This is a genomic window from Bradyrhizobium sp. B039, from assembly GCF_038965675.1.
In the GTDB taxonomy this organism is placed as follows: domain Bacteria; phylum Pseudomonadota; class Alphaproteobacteria; order Rhizobiales; family Xanthobacteraceae; genus Bradyrhizobium; species Bradyrhizobium diazoefficiens.
The window spans coordinates 185,805-202,732 of the sequence record NZ_CP152416.1; the positions used below are offsets into that span (position 1 = coordinate 185,805).

Annotated in this window: 14 protein-coding genes; 10 read left to right on the plus strand and 4 right to left on the minus strand. The window is 64.8% G+C overall.

The features are described from left to right. Window positions 1-21: 21 nt before the first annotated feature. From acnA to AAFG50_RS00935, 3 genes are all read left to right on the plus strand, one after another. A complete protein-coding gene (gene acnA, locus AAFG50_RS00925; protein WP_028174873.1) occupies window positions 22-2,742 on the plus strand; it encodes an aconitate hydratase AcnA in 2,721 nt (906 codons plus the stop codon). Window positions 2,743-2,962: 220 nt separating this feature from the next. Further along, entirely contained in the window at window positions 2,963-3,739 is a 777-nt protein-coding gene (locus AAFG50_RS00930; protein WP_011083296.1) for a DUF1223 domain-containing protein, read from the plus strand. 748 nt (window positions 3,740-4,487) lie between these two features. Beyond that, window positions 4,488-4,859 (plus strand): DUF2794 domain-containing protein, encoded by a 372-nt coding sequence (locus AAFG50_RS00935; protein WP_011083295.1) that lies wholly within the window; start codon window positions 4,488-4,490, stop codon window positions 4,857-4,859. Between the two features lie 146 nt (window positions 4,860-5,005). Here AAFG50_RS00935 and AAFG50_RS00940 read toward each other — a convergent pair whose 3' ends face one another. The 4 genes from AAFG50_RS00940 to AAFG50_RS00955 all read right to left on the minus strand — a co-directional run bounded on the left by AAFG50_RS00940 (window position 5,006) and on the right by AAFG50_RS00955 (window position 10,114). Continuing rightward, the gene (locus AAFG50_RS00940) at window positions 5,006-5,536 is read right to left on the minus strand and encodes a GNAT family N-acetyltransferase (RefSeq protein WP_028174872.1); all 531 of its coding nucleotides are present in this window, start codon (window positions 5,534-5,536) and stop codon (window positions 5,006-5,008) included. A gap of 227 nt (window positions 5,537-5,763) precedes the next feature. Continuing rightward, window positions 5,764-6,555: a Bax inhibitor-1/YccA family protein gene (locus AAFG50_RS00945; RefSeq protein WP_028174871.1), complete on the minus strand. Its 792-nt coding sequence runs from the start codon at window positions 6,553-6,555 to the stop codon at window positions 5,764-5,766. Window positions 6,556-6,824: 269 nt separating this feature from the next. Then, window positions 6,825-9,395, minus strand: coding sequence for an FtsX-like permease family protein (locus tag AAFG50_RS00950; protein WP_028174870.1), 2,571 nt, complete (start codon window positions 9,393-9,395; stop codon window positions 6,825-6,827). Further along, window positions 9,392-10,114 carry an ABC transporter ATP-binding protein gene (locus tag AAFG50_RS00955; RefSeq protein WP_028174869.1) on the minus strand — a complete coding sequence of 241 codons (723 nt, stop codon included), beginning with the start codon at window positions 10,112-10,114 and terminating at the stop codon, window positions 9,392-9,394. The genes AAFG50_RS00950 and AAFG50_RS00955 overlap by 4 nt, the downstream gene beginning before the upstream one ends. A 55-nt stretch (window positions 10,115-10,169) precedes the next feature. On the opposite strand from AAFG50_RS00955, the gene AAFG50_RS00960 reads away from it, so the two are divergent. From AAFG50_RS00960 to sucD, 7 genes are all read left to right on the plus strand, one after another. Then, complete coding sequence (locus tag AAFG50_RS00960; RefSeq protein ID WP_028174868.1) at window positions 10,170-10,814, plus strand: arylesterase; 645 nt, start codon at window positions 10,170-10,172, stop codon at window positions 10,812-10,814. A gap of 174 nt (window positions 10,815-10,988) precedes the next feature. Continuing rightward, window positions 10,989-11,525 carry an RNA 2',3'-cyclic phosphodiesterase gene (gene thpR, locus AAFG50_RS00965; RefSeq protein WP_011083289.1) on the plus strand — a complete coding sequence of 179 codons (537 nt, stop codon included), beginning with the start codon at window positions 10,989-10,991 and terminating at the stop codon, window positions 11,523-11,525. A 102-nt stretch (window positions 11,526-11,627) separates the two neighbouring features. Beyond that, window positions 11,628-12,812, plus strand: coding sequence for a cell division protein ZapE (gene zapE, locus AAFG50_RS00970; RefSeq protein WP_028174867.1), 1,185 nt, complete (start codon window positions 11,628-11,630; stop codon window positions 12,810-12,812). 262 nt (window positions 12,813-13,074) lie between these two features. Beyond that, complete coding sequence (gene mdh / locus AAFG50_RS00975; RefSeq protein ID WP_008145224.1) at window positions 13,075-14,043, plus strand: malate dehydrogenase; 969 nt, start codon at window positions 13,075-13,077, stop codon at window positions 14,041-14,043. Between the two features lie 224 nt (window positions 14,044-14,267). After that, window positions 14,268-15,464, plus strand: a complete 1,197-nt coding sequence (gene sucC / locus AAFG50_RS00980) for an ADP-forming succinate--CoA ligase subunit beta (RefSeq protein WP_028174866.1) — start codon at window positions 14,268-14,270, stop codon at window positions 15,462-15,464. Window positions 15,465-15,468: 4 nt separating this feature from the next. Continuing rightward, a complete protein-coding gene (locus AAFG50_RS00985) occupies window positions 15,469-15,948 on the plus strand; it encodes a DUF1579 domain-containing protein (RefSeq protein ID WP_011083286.1) in 480 nt (159 codons plus the stop codon). Between the two features lie 34 nt (window positions 15,949-15,982). Beyond that, on the plus strand, window positions 15,983-16,867 hold the full coding sequence (gene sucD, locus AAFG50_RS00990) for a succinate--CoA ligase subunit alpha (protein ID WP_011083285.1): 885 nt from the start codon (window positions 15,983-15,985) through the stop codon (window positions 16,865-16,867). Window positions 16,868-16,928: the final 61 nt, after the last annotated feature.

Sequence of the window (16,928 nt, forward strand, 5' to 3'; positions counted from 1 at the left end):
CTAACAATTGGGATTTCCTACATGACCTCGCTCGACAGCTTCAAATGCAAAAAGACCCTCAAGGTCGGCGCCAAGACCTATGTCTATTACAGCCTGCCCACGGCCGAGAAGAATGGTCTGAAGGGAATTTCGAAACTCCCCTATTCGATGAAGGTCCTGCTCGAGAACCTCCTGCGCAATGAGGACGGCCGCTCGGTCAAGAAGGCGGACATCGTCGCGGTGTCCAAATGGCTGCGCAAGAAGTCGCTGGAGCACGAGATCGCGTTCCGCCCGGCGCGCGTGCTGATGCAGGACTTCACCGGCGTGCCCGCGGTGGTCGATCTCGCCGCGATGCGCAACGCGATGCAGAAGCTCGGCGGCGACGCCGAGAAGATCAACCCGCTGGTGCCGGTCGATCTCGTCATCGACCATTCCGTGATCGTGAACTTCTTCGGCGACAACAAGGCCTTCGCCAAGAACGTCACCGAGGAATACAAGCAGAACCAGGAGCGCTACGAGTTCCTGAAGTGGGGCCAGGCGGCGTTCTCGAACTTCTCCGTCGTGCCGCCCGGCACCGGCATCTGCCACCAGGTCAATCTCGAATATCTCTCCCAGACGGTCTGGACCAAGAAGGAGAAGATGACGGTCGGCAAGAAGACCGGCACCTTCGAGGTCGCCTATCCCGACTCGCTGGTCGGCACCGATTCCCACACCACGATGGTCAACGGTCTCGCCGTGCTCGGCTGGGGCGTCGGCGGCATCGAGGCGGAAGCCTGCATGCTCGGCCAGCCGCTGTCGATGCTGCTGCCTAACGTCGTCGGCTTCAAGCTGAAGGGCGCGATGAAGGAAGGCGTCACCGCGACCGACCTCGTGCTGACCGTGACACAGATGCTGCGCAAGCTCGGCGTCGTCGGCAAGTTCGTCGAGTTCTTCGGCCCCGGCCTCGACAATCTCTCCGTCGCCGACAAGGCGACCATCGCCAACATGGCGCCCGAATATGGCGCGACCTGCGGCTTCTTCCCGGTCGACGCTGCCGCGATCGACTACCTCAAGACCTCCGGCCGCGCCGCACCGCGCGTTGCGCTGGTGCAGGCCTATGCCAAGGCGCAGGGGCTGTTCCGCACCGCCAAGTCGGCCGATCCGGTGTTCACGGAAACGCTGACGCTCGACCTCGCCGACGTCGTGCCGTCGATGGCCGGTCCGAAGCGTCCCGAAGGCCGCATCGCGCTGCCGTCGGTCGCCGAAGGCTTCTCGCTCGCACTCGCCAATGAGTACAAGAAGACCGAAGAGCCGGCGAAGCGCTTTGCCGTCGAAGGCAAGAAGTACGAGATCGGCCATGGCGACGTCGTGATCGCCGCGATCACCTCCTGCACCAACACCTCGAACCCGAGCGTGCTGATCGGCGCCGGGCTCCTGGCCCGCAATGCCGCGGCGAAGGGCCTCAAGGCCAAGCCGTGGGTGAAGACCTCGCTTGCCCCGGGCAGCCAGGTGGTCGCGGCCTATCTCGCCGATTCCGGCCTTCAGGCCGATCTCGACAAGGTCGGCTTCAACCTGGTCGGCTTCGGCTGCACCACCTGCATTGGCAATTCCGGTCCGCTGCCGGAGGAGATCTCGAAGTCGATCAACGACAACGGCATCGTTGCCGCCGCCGTGCTCTCCGGTAACCGCAACTTCGAAGGCCGCGTCTCGCCGGACGTGCAGGCGAACTATCTGGCCTCGCCGCCGCTGGTCGTCGCTCACGCGCTCGCGGGTAGCGTGACCAAGAACCTCGCCGTCGAGCCGCTCGGTGAAGGCAAGGACGGCAAGCCGGTGTACCTCAAGGACATCTGGCCGACGTCGAAGGAGATCAACGCCTTCATGAAGAAGTTCGTGACCGCGTCGATCTTCAAGAAGAAGTATGCCGACGTGTTCAAGGGCGACACCAACTGGCGCAAGATCAAGACCGTCGAGAGCGAGACCTATCGCTGGAACATGAGCTCGACCTACGTGCAGAACCCGCCCTACTTCGAAGGCATGAAGAAGGAGCCGGAGCCGGTCACCGACATCGTCGAGGCGCGCATCCTCGCCATGTTCGGCGACAAGATCACCACCGACCACATCTCGCCGGCCGGTTCGATCAAGCTCACCTCGCCCGCGGGCAAGTATCTCAGCGAGCACCAGGTGCGTCCCGCCGACTTCAACCAGTACGGCACGCGGCGCGGCAACCATGAAGTGATGATGCGCGGCACCTTCGCCAACATCCGCATCAAGAACTTCATGCTCAAGGGCGCCGACGGCAACATCCCGGAAGGCGGCCTCACCAAGCACTGGCCCGACGGCGAGCAGATGTCGATCTACGACGCCGCGATGAAGTACCAGCAGGAGCAGGTGCCGCTGGTGGTGTTCGCCGGCGCCGAATACGGCAACGGCTCCTCGCGCGACTGGGCTGCGAAGGGCACGCGCCTGCTCGGCGTGCGCGCGGTGATCTGCCAGAGCTTCGAGCGCATCCATCGCTCCAATCTTGTCGGTATGGGCGTGCTGCCGCTGACCTTCGAGGAAGGCACCTCCTGGTCGTCGCTCGGCCTGAAGGGCGACGAGAAGGTCACGCTGCGTGGTCTCGTCGGCGATCTGAAGCCGCGCCAGAAGCTGACCGCGGAGATCGTCTCCGGCGACGGTTCGTTGCAGCGCGTTTCGCTGCTTTGCCGCATCGATACGCTGGACGAGCTCGACTACTACCGGAACGGCGGCATCCTGCACTACGTGCTGCGCAAGCTCGCGGCTTAAGCGCGGATTTGTGAACGGTGGCTCACTGCGAAGTGAGTAGAAGGTTAAACGAAGGCGGCCTATCACAAGGCCGCCTTCGCGCGTTTGCGGCATGCTTCGGATGGGCCCGCCCGGCGGAAACTCCGCCCTGGACGGTCGAATGTGCCGTGCCCGTAAGACTACGGTGACCATCAGGCGATAAGATTTCCCTTCCCACGAGCAACGGTGTGCGGCGTTCGACATGACAGCAATGACGGCTTCTCATCTGATTTCACGTTGGTCCGGTGCCTTCTGGTCGGGAGCACTCGGCATCTGTGCGATCGTCGCCGTCATCCGTCCCGCTGAGGCTGATCCCCGCGCCGTGGTTGAGCTCTTCACCTCGCAGGGCTGCTCCTCCTGCCCGCCCGCCGACAAGATCATCGGCGATCTCTCCAGCGATCCCTCGATCATCGCGCTGAGCATGCCGATCGATTATTGGGATTATCTCGGCTGGAAGGACACGCTGGCGGATTCGCGCTTCTCGGCGCGGCAGCGCGCTTATTCGCGCATGCGCGGCGACCGCGAGGTCTACACCCCGCAGGTCGTGGTGAACGGCTCGACGCATGTCGTCGGCAGTGATCGTGCCGGCATCGAGAGTGCGATCGGCAAGACCGACAAAGGCATGGGCGTGATGAGCGTGCCGGTGACGATGTCGCTCTCGGGCAAGCAGATCAACGTGTCGGTGGCCGCGAGCAAGGAGCCGGCGATCTCGCACGGCGAAGTCTGGATCTGCTCGATTGCGAAGTCAGTGCCGATCGCGATCGCCAAAGGCGAAAATCGCGGACAGCAGATCACCTATCACAACGTGGTGCGCAACCTGCTCAAGGTCGGCGACTGGAACGGTCGTCCGGAAAGCTGGACGGTGCCGATCGAGAACCTCACGCGCGACGGCGTCGATGGCGCGGTGGTCTATGTCCAGGACGGCAGCCGCGAGAAACCCGGCCCGATGCTGGGCGCGGCATACACGTCGCTGCACTGAAGCGCACGCTTCGCATTCTTCCTGATGCGCGGTCTGGCTCTATCTCCTCATGGTGAGGAGCGCGCCCCTTGCGCGCGCGGCGGACGATGCTGCGCATCGCCGCGAGAACCATGAAAGGCCCCGCTGATGCCGCTCGGGCCTCGATCCTTCGGGACGCCGCGCGAAGGATGAGGGGAGAGAGCGTACGCAAGATCGTGTCGGAAAAATCTTGTCCCTCGTCATTCCGGGGCGCGCCTCTTTGGCGCGAGCCCGGAATCCATTTCTCAACTGGGAACCTTGGATTGATGGATTCCGGGCCCGCGCTTCGCGCGTCCCGGAATGACAGCGGGGGAAGAAACATCCCGACACAAACAAAAAAGGACCAACTCGCGTTGGCCCTCCTTGTCGCGCGTACAGACCCGATCCCGTCGACCCCGGGGGGCTGGGGGCTGAGGAATCCGGAACCGAAAGGACCGGGTCAACGCACACAGCTCTTTTCGCAGTGCAGGGCGGCAGGCGCTGGGCGGAAAAGCGGCGATACTATGATTCCTGCTAACGATCCCGTGACGGTTCGTCGCGACAGAGTTCCACCGTTGCGTGTGTTCCGATTCGCCCCCGGTTCAATGGGTTGCACCGAGAGCTCTTCAAACAGCCCTCGAGAGCCCCTTGCGGTGGGGAACGGTTGGCGCAATCATGCGATTGTCATGATCCGCGGTTCCGGGGACGGTTTTCGCGGACGCGATCATGCCGTGCGATCAGGAGGCGCTCCATGAGTCTGACGTCGGAGGATGCCGATCCGAGCGAGCAGCGCGCGGCGGCGCGTCCCCCCGCTGCGAATGCGCAGCCGAACCAGGTGACCTTCAACCGGCTCGAGCTGCGCCGAATTCTCAATCTCTACGGCCGCATGGTCGCCGACGGCGAGTGGCGCGACTATGCCATCGACTTCCTGAAGGACCGTGCGGTGTTCTCGGTCTATCGCCGCGCCTCGGAAGTGCCGATCTATCGCATCGAGAAGGACCCGCGCCTCGCGCGCAAGCAGGGCATGTACAGCGTGATCTCGGCGACCGGCCTGATCCTGCGCCGCGGCCACGAGCTCGAGCGCGTGCTGCTGGTGATCGATCGCAAGCTGGCCGTGGTGTGACGACCTTCGGTCGTCATTCCGGGGCGCGACGAAGTCGCGAACTCCGGCGCGCGGTTGCGCGCCTGAGAATCTCGATCCGCATCGCTCGCTTGAAACTTCTGGATTCCGGGTTCGCGCTATGCGCGCCCCGGAATGACGTGAGGCGCTTACTTCCCCGGCACCGTGCTGGCGCCCTCGCCGAGCTCGCGCTGCATCATCACCGTGTCGAGCCAGCGGCCGAATTTCAGCCCGACATTGGGATGCGTGCCGATCATCCTGAAGCCGCCCTTGGTGTGCACGCCGATCGAGCCGGCATTGGCGGAATCGCCGATCACCGCGATCATCTGGCGGAAGCCGCGCGCCTCGCACTCGGCGATCAGCCGCTCCAGCAGCAACGAGCCGACGCCGCGGCGGTGGAAGGAGGGGTCGAGATAGATCGAATTCTCGACCGTGAAGCGATAGGCTGGCCGCGGCCGGTAGGCGCCGGCATAGGCGTAGCCGGCAACGCGGCCGTCGAGGATGGCGACGAAATAGGGATAGCCGCCGTCGACCAGCGCGCGGTAGCGCCGCGTCATCTCGGCAAGATCCGGCGGCTCCAGCTCGAACGTCGCCGTGCCCTCGCGGACGGCCTGCTGGTAGATGGCGGTGATGGCGGGGAGGTCGGCCTCAAGGGTGGGCCTGATTTCAGGTGCGGACATGGGTAAAGATTAGAGCCTTCCCGCGGCGGCCGGAAGAGGCAACATCGTTTCCATATACTCCGTCATTGCGAGGAGCCCTTGCGGCGAAGCAATCCAGAAATGCATCCGCGGAGGCGCTCTGGATTGCTTCGCTGCGCTCGCAATGACGGTGTTCGTGGTGGCACCCGGCCCAAACAAAAACCCCGGCCTTGCGGCCGGGGCTCATGTCGTTCTCTCTGGTCGATCGCTTAATCGCGCTGGCCGAGGAGCTGCAGGAGCAGCGTGAACAGGTTGATGAAGTTCAGGTACAGCGACAGCGCGCCGGTGATGGCCGCACGCTCTGCGATGTCACCGCCGGCCGCAGCGTAGCCGTAGATGTAGTCGTTCTTCAGCCGCTGGGTATCCCAGGCGGTGAGGCCCGCGAACACCAGCACGCCGACCACCGACACGATGAACTGCAGCATCGAGCTGGCCAGGAACAGGTTCACCAGGCTCGCGATGATGATGCCGATCAGGCCCATGAACAGGAACGAGCCCATCCCGGTCAGATCACGCTTGGTGGTGTAGCCGTAGAGGCTGAGCGCACCGAAGGTCGCCGCGGTGATGAAGAACACCCGCACAATCGAGGTGTGCGTGAACACCAGGAAGATCGACGACAGCGAGATGCCCATCAGCGCCGAGAACACCCAGAACAGGATCTGGGCGGTCGAAGGCGCCAGACGGTTGATGCCTGCCGAGATCACGAACACCATGGCGAGCGGCGCGAGCATGAACAGCCACTTCAGGGGGCTGACGAACATCGCATAGCCGAACGGCGTCAGGAACAGCTTGCCGACGCGGACGGCTTCCGGGGTCGGAACGTCGGTCACGGCGGCCATGTAGACGCCGAGTGCGGCAAGGCCCGTGATGGCGAGGCCAATGCTCATGTAGTTGTAGATGCGCAGCATGTAGGCGCGCAGGCCGGCATCGACCGTCGCGGCGTCAACACGCCCGGCGGCCCTGCCGAAAGGAGAAGCGTAGTTACGGTCTAGGTCCGACATGGTCGAATTCCCGTTGGTTGGCCGGTCCGGCATGAGGGTCGCCATGCCGCCGGTTCGTCAAACTCTATCTCGGATACCGATGTCTGCCGACTAAATTTTGGCTAACAATCGGGGGTCCGAACCCATTGGATATGTGGGAAACTAACACATTCGCTGCAACCGTCCACGCGCGGCCGAATGTCGCCCTCGCCGGCAATCCTGGCGAGCGGACGTGGTTAATCGCAAGAATCGTGCGTTTCCGCACCCGCGCGGCGGCCCGCTACCTTTTGTCACAAATTCCGCAACACCGTGGCGGGCTTTTTGTTCAACGCCAGGAGCGTGCCGGCGAGCCCGAGCCCGACAGTGACGACCAGGGCGGCCACGACCACGCCGGCCGCGCTGCCGGCCTGCCAGACGAAGCTGAGCGTCATCAGCCGCGTCACGATCATCCAGGCGGCGATGCTGCCGGCGATCACGCCGAAGACCGCGGTTGCAAGCCCGATCAGGAGGTATTCGAGCGCATAGGCGCCGAGCAGCCGCAGCCGCGTCGCGCCCAGCGTCTTCAGGATCACCGCATCGTAGACCCGGTGGCGATGGCCGGCCGCGAGCGCCCCGCCAAGCACCAGGATCGCCGAGATCAGGGTCACGGCGCTCGCGCCGCGGATCGCCAGCGCAAGATTGGTCACGACCGAGCCGACCGTCTCCATCACCTCGCGCACGCGCACGCTCGTCACCATCGGGTAGGTGTCGGCCACCTGCTTGATGATCCTGCCGTCGCCTTCGGCATTGCTGCCGGCTTCCGTCAGCGTCGCGATATGGGTATGCGGCGCGCCCTTGAAGGCGTTCGGCGAGAACACCAGGACGAAATTGATGCCGAGGCCTTGCCAGTCGATGTTGCGCAGATTGCTGATCTTCGCCGGGATGTCGCGGCCGAGCACGTTGACCACGACCTCGTCGCCGAGCTTGAGGCCGAGCCCGTCGGCGATCTTCTTCTCCATCGAGACCAGCGGCGGGCCGGAATAGTCGGCGCTCCACCACTCGCCCTCGACCACCTTGGAGCCCTTCGGCAGCTCGCCGGTATAGGTGAGGCCGCGGTCGCTTTGCAGCACCCACTCGGAATCGGTCGTCGGCTTGAGCTCTTCGGCGCGGACGCCGCGTGCGGCGACGATGCGCCCGCGCAGCATCGGCACGTCCTCGACCTTGGCGCCGGGCGCGATCTGGCGCAGATAGCCGTCGAACTGCGCGGCCTGCGTGCTCGGAATGTCGATGAAGAAGAACGACGGCGCCTGGTCCGGCAGGGCCGCGAGGAACTGCCGGCGCAGATTGCCGTCGATCTGGGTGATGGTGACGAGCACGGCGAGCCCGAGGCCGAGCGACAGCACGACCGAGGGCGTCAGCGCGCCCGGCCGGTGGATGTTGGCGATCGCGAGCCGCAGCATCGGCAGCCGCGTCCGCGGCATCCGCCGCGCGATCGTCATCAGCAGGGCGGCGATGCCGCGCAGCAGCGCGAACACGACGACCGAGGAGGCCACGAACACCGCCGCGATGCGCTTGTCGAAGGACAGGCCGATCACGACCGCGACGAGCAGGGCGATCACGACGCCCATGAACACGAGATAGCTCCAGCGCGGCCGGTGCCATTCGGAGCTGATGGTGTCGCGGAACAGTGCGGCGACCGGCACGTCGTGCACCCGTCCGAGCGGCCACAGGCCGAAGGCGAGCGCGGTCAAGAGGCCGTAGACGAAGGACAGCGCGAGCTCGTCGGCATGCACGGCCGGCACCACCGGCAGCGGCAGCAGCTTGCCGAACAGCCCGACGATGGCGAAGGGCATGGCGGCGCCGAGCGCGAGCCCGATCACGGACCCGATCGCGGCCAGCAGGATGACCTGGGCGAGATAGATGCCGAACACGTCGCGGCCCGTGGCGCCGACGGCCTTGAAGGCCGCGATCACCTCGAGCTTCCGGTCGATATGGCTCTTCACCGCGTTGGCGACGCCGACGCCGCCGACCAGCAGCGCGGCGAGGCCGACCAGCGTCAGGAACTGCGTGAAGCGGCTGATGTTGCGCTCGAGCTGCGGCGAGGCGTTGGAGCGGCTGCGGACTTCCCAGCCGGCCTGCGGCGCGGCGTTGCGCGCATCGGCGATGAAGGCGTCGGTGGCGCGCTCGTTGTTGGCGGTATCGGGCAGCTTCACCCGGTAGACCCAGCGCACCAGGCTGCCGGGCTGGATCAGGCCGGTGGCCCGCAGGCCCGCCTCGCTGATCAGGAAGCGCGGGCCGAAGCCGATGCCGCCGGCGAGCTTGTCGGGCTCGGCTTCGACCGTGCTGCGGATCTGGAAGGTGGCCGAGCCGATGGTGACGCGGTCGCCGGTCTTGAGCGAGAGCCGCGCCAGCAGCGTCGGATCGGCAGCCGCGCCGAACGCGCCGTCACGCTCCGCAAGGATGTCGGACATCGGCAGCTGTGGCGCCAGCGTCAATTGGCCGAGCATCGGATAGGTGTCGTCGACCGCCTTCATCTCGACCAGCGCGAGCTGGCCGTCGGCCGAGCGCGCCATGCCGCGCAGGGTCGCGGCGGTCGAGACGGTGCCGCGCGAACGCAGGAAGGCGACTTCCTCGGACTTGGCCTCGCGCTGGAACAGCACGAAGGAGACGTCGCCGCCGAGCAGCGTGCGGCCTTCGCGGGCGAGACCGTCGGAGAGGCTCGCCGACACCGAGCCGACGCCGGCAATCGCCATCACGCCGAGCGCGATGCAGGCGATGAAGACGTAGAAGCCGCGCAGGCCCCCGCGCAATTCGCGTAAGGCGTAGCGGAGCGACAACGCGGCGGCGTTGGGGCGCACGAACGGTTGGGCCGCGGCGCTCATGCCGGCGCAGACTGCGTGTCGATGCGCCCGGAGCGCAGGCGGATGACGCGATCGCAGCGATGCGCGAGCGAGGAATCGTGCGTGACCAGCACCAGGGTCATGCCGCGCTCGGCATGCTTGGTGAAGAGCAGGTCGACGATTTGTTTGCCGGTTGCCTCGTCAAGATTGCCGGTCGGCTCGTCGGCGACGAGGATCGCGGGATCGGGCGCCAGCGCGCGCGCGAGCGCGACGCGCTGCTGCTCGCCGCCGGAAAGCTGCGTCGGATAATGATGCAGGCGGTCGCCGAGCCCGACCGATTGCAGCTCCTGCGCCGCGCGTTTCGAGGCGTCGGGATTGCCGGCAAGCTCGAGCGGCACGGCGACGTTCTCCAGCGCCGTCATGGTCGGGATCAGATGGAAGGACTGGAAGACGATGCCGACCTGGCGGCCGCGGAAGCGGGCGAGCGCGTCCTCGTCGAGGGCATTGAAAGGCGTGCCGTTCACCACCACCTCTCCGCTATCAGGACGCTCCAGCCCCGCCATCACCATCAGCAGCGTGGATTTGCCCGAGCCTGACGGGCCGATCAGGCCAATCGTCTCGCCCGAGGCGACCCGCAAGCTGATATCCTTGAGGATGTGAACGCGTGCCGCGCCCGTACCCAATGAGAGATTGACGTTGGAGATAGCGATGGTGTCCGGCGTGGTGCCGGCGAGCGAAGAGGATTCGATGCGAGTGTCCATGGTCCGGTCATATGGCAACTCCGATAGCGCGGTCGAGAGGCGTTACGGATTGTTCATGCACATAGCCGTGTTGGTGCTCGCCGTGATGACAATTGCGACAAATGCGTCGGCACAGGCCCAGCCGGCCGCCAAACCGATCAAGCTGGTGGTCCTCGGCGATTCCCTAAGCGCGGGCCTCGGCCTCCCGGCCCAGGAGGCATTCCCCACGAAACTTCAAAAATCCTTGCAGGCCAAAGGCATAGAGGTTGACATGACCAATGCCGGGGTGTCCGGCGACACCGCCTCCGGCGGCCGCGACCGGCTCGACTGGTCGGTCCCTGAGGGAACCGAGGGGGTGATCGTCGAGCTCGGCGCCAACGACGCGCTGCGCGGCATCGATCCCGGCCTGACGCGCACCGCGCTGACCGACATCGTCCAGCGGCTGAAGGCGCGCAGGATTCCGGTGATGCTGTGCGGCATGCTGGCGCCGCCGAATTACGGCGCCGACTACGCCGCCCGATTCAATTCGATTTATCCGGATCTTGCGAAACAATTCGACGTGCCGCTCTATCCGTTCTTTCTCGACGGCGTTGCGGCCGACGCCAAGCTCAACCAGGCCGACGGCATCCATCCGACCGCGGCGGGCGTCGACATCATCGTCGGCAACATGATGCCCACGGTGGAGGCATTCCTGCGCAACATAAGCGAGCAACGCCGTTGAAAAGCAGGCAACGCTAACCCTAATTCCCAGGGTTTTCCCGGGGTGGCCCGCGCGATGCTTCGCAGAGTCACACAACTGCGATAGGAATCAGGGTACCGGTGATTCGTCGCCGGCTCTAATTTGGATAAGGTCCTGCTTCAAGGGACCGTACCCAAGCATCGGGAGTGCGAAACGATGCCGCGTTTGTTCACTGGTCTGGAAATCCCGGCCGAGATCGGCCAGACGCTTTCCAACTTGAGGGGCGGCCTTCCCGGCGCCCGCTGGATCGATCCCGAAAATTATCACGTCACCTTGCGCTTCATCGGCGATATCGACGGCGTCTCCGCCAACGAGATCGCCTCGATGCTGTTTCGCGTCAACCGCAAACCGTTCGAGGTGAAGGTGCAGGGGCTGACGAGCTTCGGCGGCCGCAAGCCGCGCGCGGTGGTCGCCACCATCGCGCCGAGCAAGCCGCTGATCGAATTGCAGGCCGAGCTCGAGCGGATGATGCAGCGGATCGGCCTTAATCCGGAGGGACGCAAGTTCATCCCGCACGTCACGCTGGCGCGACTGCACGACGCCACCGACCGTGACGTCGCCGACTATCTGTCGCTGCGCGGCTACTTCCCGAGCAAGGCGTTCATGGCCGAACGTTTTGTCTTGTTCTCGTCCCGTGCATCGACCGGCGGCGGACCGTATGTGGTCGAGGACGCCTACGAGCTGTGTGAGTAGGTCTTCACCTCTCCCCGCCTGCGGGGAGAGTGAGGAAATTCGCATACCCCTGACACCAATTCACGGCTTGCAATTTCCGTCGGTCTCTGGCGGTAAAGAGCCATGCTCTCGACCCCCAGTTCCCCATTCCGCGAGGCCTATCAGGCCCAGATCGCCGACGGCGCGATCGAGCCCGATGCCGCGCAGGCCGAAGTCGCCGAAGCCTATGCGGCGCTCGACCAGCGGCTCGGCAGCTACAAGCCGCAGCGCAAGCAGGGCCTGCTCAGCCGTCTGTTCAGCAGTGACAAGGACGAGGCGCCGCACGGGCTCTACATCCATGGCGAGGTCGGCCGCGGCAAGACCATGCTGATGGACCTGTTCTTCCAGCACTCCTCGGTCGAGCACAAGCACCGCGCGCATTTCCACGAATTCATGGCCGATGTGCACGAGCGCATCTACGACTATCGCCAGAGCATCGCGCGCGGCGAGATCGCCGACGGCGACGTCATCGCGCTGACCGCGAACGCGATCTTCGAGGAGAGCTGGCTGCTCTGCTTCGACGAATTCCACGTCACCGACATCGCGGACGCGATGATCCTCGGCCGCCTGTTCGCAAAGCTGTTCGAGCTCGGCACCGTGGTGGTCGCAACCTCCAACGTCGCGCCCGAGGATCTCTACAAGGGCGGCTTGAATCGATCGCTGTTCCTGCCCTTCATCAAGCAGATCACCGACCACATGGACGTGGCGCGGCTCGATGCGCGCACCGACTTCCGGCTGGAGAAGCTTCAGGGCGTGCCGATGTGGCTGACGCCGGCGGATGGCGATGCGGACGCAGCCCTCGACCGCGCCTGGTCGCGGATGAGCGGCAGCGCCAAATGCAAGTCGCGCGATATTTTGATCAAGGGCCGCATCCTGCACGTGCCGTGCTCGGCCCATGGCGTGGCGCGGTTCTCGTTCGCCGATCTCTGCGAGAAGCCGCTCGGCGCATCGGATTACCTCAGGCTCGCGCACGACTATCACACCATCCTGGTCGACCATATTCCAGTGATGGACTTCTCCCAGCGCAACGCCGCCAAGCGCTTCATCACGCTGATCGATACGCTCTATGACAATGCCGTGAAGCTGATGGCCTCGGCCGACGCCAACCCGATCTCGCTGTACCTCGCCGATGAGGGCAACGAGGCCAACGAGTTCAAGCGGACCGCCTCGCGGCTGATCGAAATGAGCTCGGAATCCTATCTGGCGCTGCCTCACGGCCGCAAGGATTCCACCGCCAGCGGCTCCACCAAGGGCCTGGTGGAGACTTAAGTCCTATTTCACCATTTTCTCCGCCGTCATTCCGGGGCGCGACAAAGTCGCGAGCCCGGAATCCATCGCGCCACCAACTCTGCAGCCCGATGGATTCCGGGCCTGCGCCTGTCGGCGCATCCCGGAATGACGGACGGGGGTATGCTGGCTGCGATCTCGGCAAGCCCGACAATTGGGCATCCACCGACTTGAACGGGCGAAGCGAAAGGGATAACCACCCTGTCAGTTTTCCCCTCCTTACGTGTCTAAAGGACAGGTTCACATGGCGCGCGACAAGATTGCTTTGATTGGCTCCGGTCAGATCGGCGGAACGCTGGCTCACCTCATCGGCCTGAAAGAACTGGGCGACGTCGTGATGTTCGACATCGCCGAGGGCGTGCCGCAGGGCAAGGCGCTCGACATTGCGCAGTCCTCCCCGGTCGACGGCTTCGACGCCCACTACACCGGCGCGAACTCCTACGAGGCGCTCGACAACGCCAAGGTCTGCATCGTCACCGCCGGCGTCCCGCGCAAGCCCGGCATGAGCCGCGACGATCTCCTCTCCATCAACCTCAAGGTCATGGAGCAGGTCGGCGCCGGCATCAAGAAGTATGCCCCCGACGCCTTCGTCATCTGCATCACCAACCCGCTCGACGCCATGGTGTGGGCGCTCCAGAAGGCCTCGGGCCTGCCGCACAAGAAGGTCGTTGGCATGGCCGGCGTGCTGGACTCGGCGCGCTTCCGCTACTTCCTGGCCGACGAATTCAACGTCTCCGTTGAAGACGTCACCGCCTTCGTGCTCGGCGGCCACGGCGACACCATGGTGCCGCTGGTGAAGTACTCCACCGTCGCCGGCATCCCGCTGCCTGACCTCGTCAAGATGGGCTGGACCTCGCAGGCGCGCCTCGACGAGATCGTCGACCGCACCCGCAACGGCGGCGCCGAGATCGTCAATTTGCTCAAGACCGGCTCGGCCTTCTACGCCCCGGCCGCTTCCGCGATCGCGATGGCCGAGAGCTATCTGCGTGACAAGAAGCGCGTGCTGCCCAGCGCCGCCTACCTCAACGGCGAATACGGCGTGAAGGACATGTATGTCGGCGTGCCCGTCGTGATCGGCTCCAAGGGTGTCGAGCGCGTCGTCGAGATCGAGCTCGCCGGCAAGGACCGCGAGGCCTTCGACAAGTCGGTCGGCGCGGTGCAGGGCCTGGTCGACGCCTGCAAGAAGATCGCCCCCGATCTTCTCGGCCGCTAAGGCGCAAACAAATCCCGCCGAAGATCGGAAAACCGGTCTTCGGCGGTTTCACTTCTGGGGCCCGGCAGCAACTCTTGTTGAAGGCCTGGCGGGTTCCGGCTCAGCAGTCCAAAGATCTCGATGTCAAAGAATCCGGGTTGCAGTTCCTGTGGTATATGGTATGCCAGCCACAAGACTGAGGTGGGCCTACGAGGTCACCGCCCGCGGATTCAGGGAGCGACCATATGAATATCCATGAATATCAGGCCAAAGCGCTGCTGGGCGAGTTCGGCGTTCCAATCTCCAAGGGCGTGCCGGTCCTTAAAGCCGCAGACGCGGAGGCCGCCGCCAAGGCGCTACTTGGTCCGGTCTATGTGGTGAAGAGCCAGATCCATGCCGGTGGCCGCGGCAAGGGCAAGTTCAAGGAAGCCTCCGCCGGCGACAAGGGCGGTGTCCGCATCGCCAAGTCGGCCGCCGAGGTCTCCGAATTCGCCAAGCAGATGCTCGGCGCGACGCTCGTGACGATCCAGACCGGCCCTGCCGGCAAGCAGGTCAACCGCCTCTACATCGAGGACGGCTCCGACATCGACAAGGAGTTCTATCTCTCGCTGCTGGTCGACCGCGAGACTTCGCGCGTCTCGTTCGTCGTATCGACCGAAGGCGGCGTCAACATCGAGGACGTCGCGCACAACACGCCCGAAAAGATCGTCACCTTCTCGGTCGATCCCGCGACCGGCATCATGGGCCATCACGGCCGCACCGTCGCCAACGCGCTGAAGCTCTCGGGCGATCTCGCCAAGCAGGCCGAGAAGCTCACCGCGCAGCTCTACGCGGCATTCGTCGCCAAGGACATGTCGATGCTGGAGATCAACCCGCTGGTCGTGACCAAGCAGGGTCAGCTCCGCGTGCTCGACGCCAAGGTGTCGTTCGACGACAACGCGCTGTTCCGTCATCCCGAGGTGCTCGCGCTGCGCGACGAGACCGAGGAAGACGCCAAGGAAATCGAGGCGTCCAAGTACGACCTCAACTACGTCACCCTCGACGGCAACATCGGCTGCATGGTCAACGGCGCCGGTCTCGCGATGGCGACGATGGACATCATCAAGCTCTACGGCATGGCGCCGGCGAACTTCCTCGACGTCGGCGGCAGCGCCAGCAAGGAGAAGGTCGCGGCCGCGTTCAAGATCATCACCGCCGATCCCAACGTGAAAGGCATCCTGGTCAACATCTTCGGCGGCATCATGAAGTGCGACGTGATCGCCGAGGGCGTCACGGCCGCCGTGCGCGAGGTCGGCCTCAGCGTGCCGCTGGTGGTTCGCCTCGAAGGCACCAATGTCGAGCTCGGCAAGAAGATCATCCTTGAATCCGGTCTGAACGTGGTGCCGGCCGACAATCTCGACGACGCCGCGCAGAAGATCGTGAAGGCCGTCAAGGGAGGCTAACGCCATGGCCCAGGACCATCTCGCCGCATCATCTCCGCTTGCAGAGCACGCGCGTCTCGCCGCGTTCGCCGGCGAATGGGATGGCGAAGAGGTGGTCTTCCCGTCGCGCTGGACGGCGGGCGGGCCGGCCACCTCGCACACCGTCGCGCGCATGGATCTCAACGGGTTCTACCTGATCCAGGACTCGGTCCAGATGCGCGACGGCAAGCAGATCTTCGCCACCCACGGCATCTTCACCTTCGACCGCGAGGACCGGACCTACAAATTGTTCTGGTACGACTCGCTCGGCTACACGCCGCCTTCGCCCGCCTCCGGCGGGTGGGTCGGCAAGACCCTGACGCTGGTGCGCGGCTCGCTCCGCGGCAATGCGCGCCACGTCTACGAGATCATCGACGACAATTCCTACTCGTTGAAGATCCAGTTCTCGCCGGACGCGGAAGGCTGGGCTGACGTGCTCACCGGCGTCTACCGCCGCATCCACTGACCTCTCACTCGTTAGTTTCGCGAAAGCAGACCTCATGTCCATCCTGATCGACAAGAACACCAAGGTCATCTGCCAGGGCTTCACCGGCAAGAACGGCACCTTCCATTCGGAGGCCGCGATTGCCTACGGCACCAAGATGGTCGGCGGCACTTCGCCGGGCAAAGGCGGCTCGACGCATCTGGGCCTGCCGGTGTTCGACACCGTGCGCGACGCGCGTGAGAAGACCGGCGCGGACGCGTCGGTGATCTACGTGCCGCCGCCGGGCGCGGCCGATGCGATCTGCGAAGCCATCGACGCCGAGATCCCGCTGATCGTCTGCATCACGGAAGGCATTCCGGTCATCGACATGGTCCGCGTGAAGCGCTCGCTGGCCGGTTCCAAGTCCCGCCTGATCGGGCCGAACTGCCCGGGCGTCATGACCGCCGGCGAATGCAAGATCGGCATCATGCCGGCCAACATCTTCAAGACCGGCAGCGTCGGCATCGTCTCCCGCTCCGGCACGCTGACCTATGAAGCCGTGTTCCAGACCTCGCAGGAAGGCCTCGGCCAGACCACCGCGGTCGGCATCGGCGGCGACCCGGTCAAGGGAACCGAGTTCATCGACGTGCTGGAAATGCTGCTCGCCGACCCCAAGACGGAATCGATCATCATGATCGGCGAGATCGGCGGTTCCGCCGAGGAGGACGCCGCCCAGTTCCTCAAGGACGAGGCCAAGCGCGGCCGCAAGAAGCCGATGGTCGGCTTCATCGCCGGCGTCACCGCCCCTCCCGGCCGCCGCATGGGTCATGCCGGCGCGATCATTTCGGGCGGCAAGGGCGACGCCGGTTCCAAGACCGACGCGATGAAATCGGCTGGGATTACAGTGTCGCCGTCTCCCGCTCGCCTCGGGCACACGCTTGCCGAAAAGTTGAAAGGCTAATTCACTTCTTCGTACTTTTCCGGGCGAAGTTTCGCAGCAAATAGGGTAAATGGTGCCAATC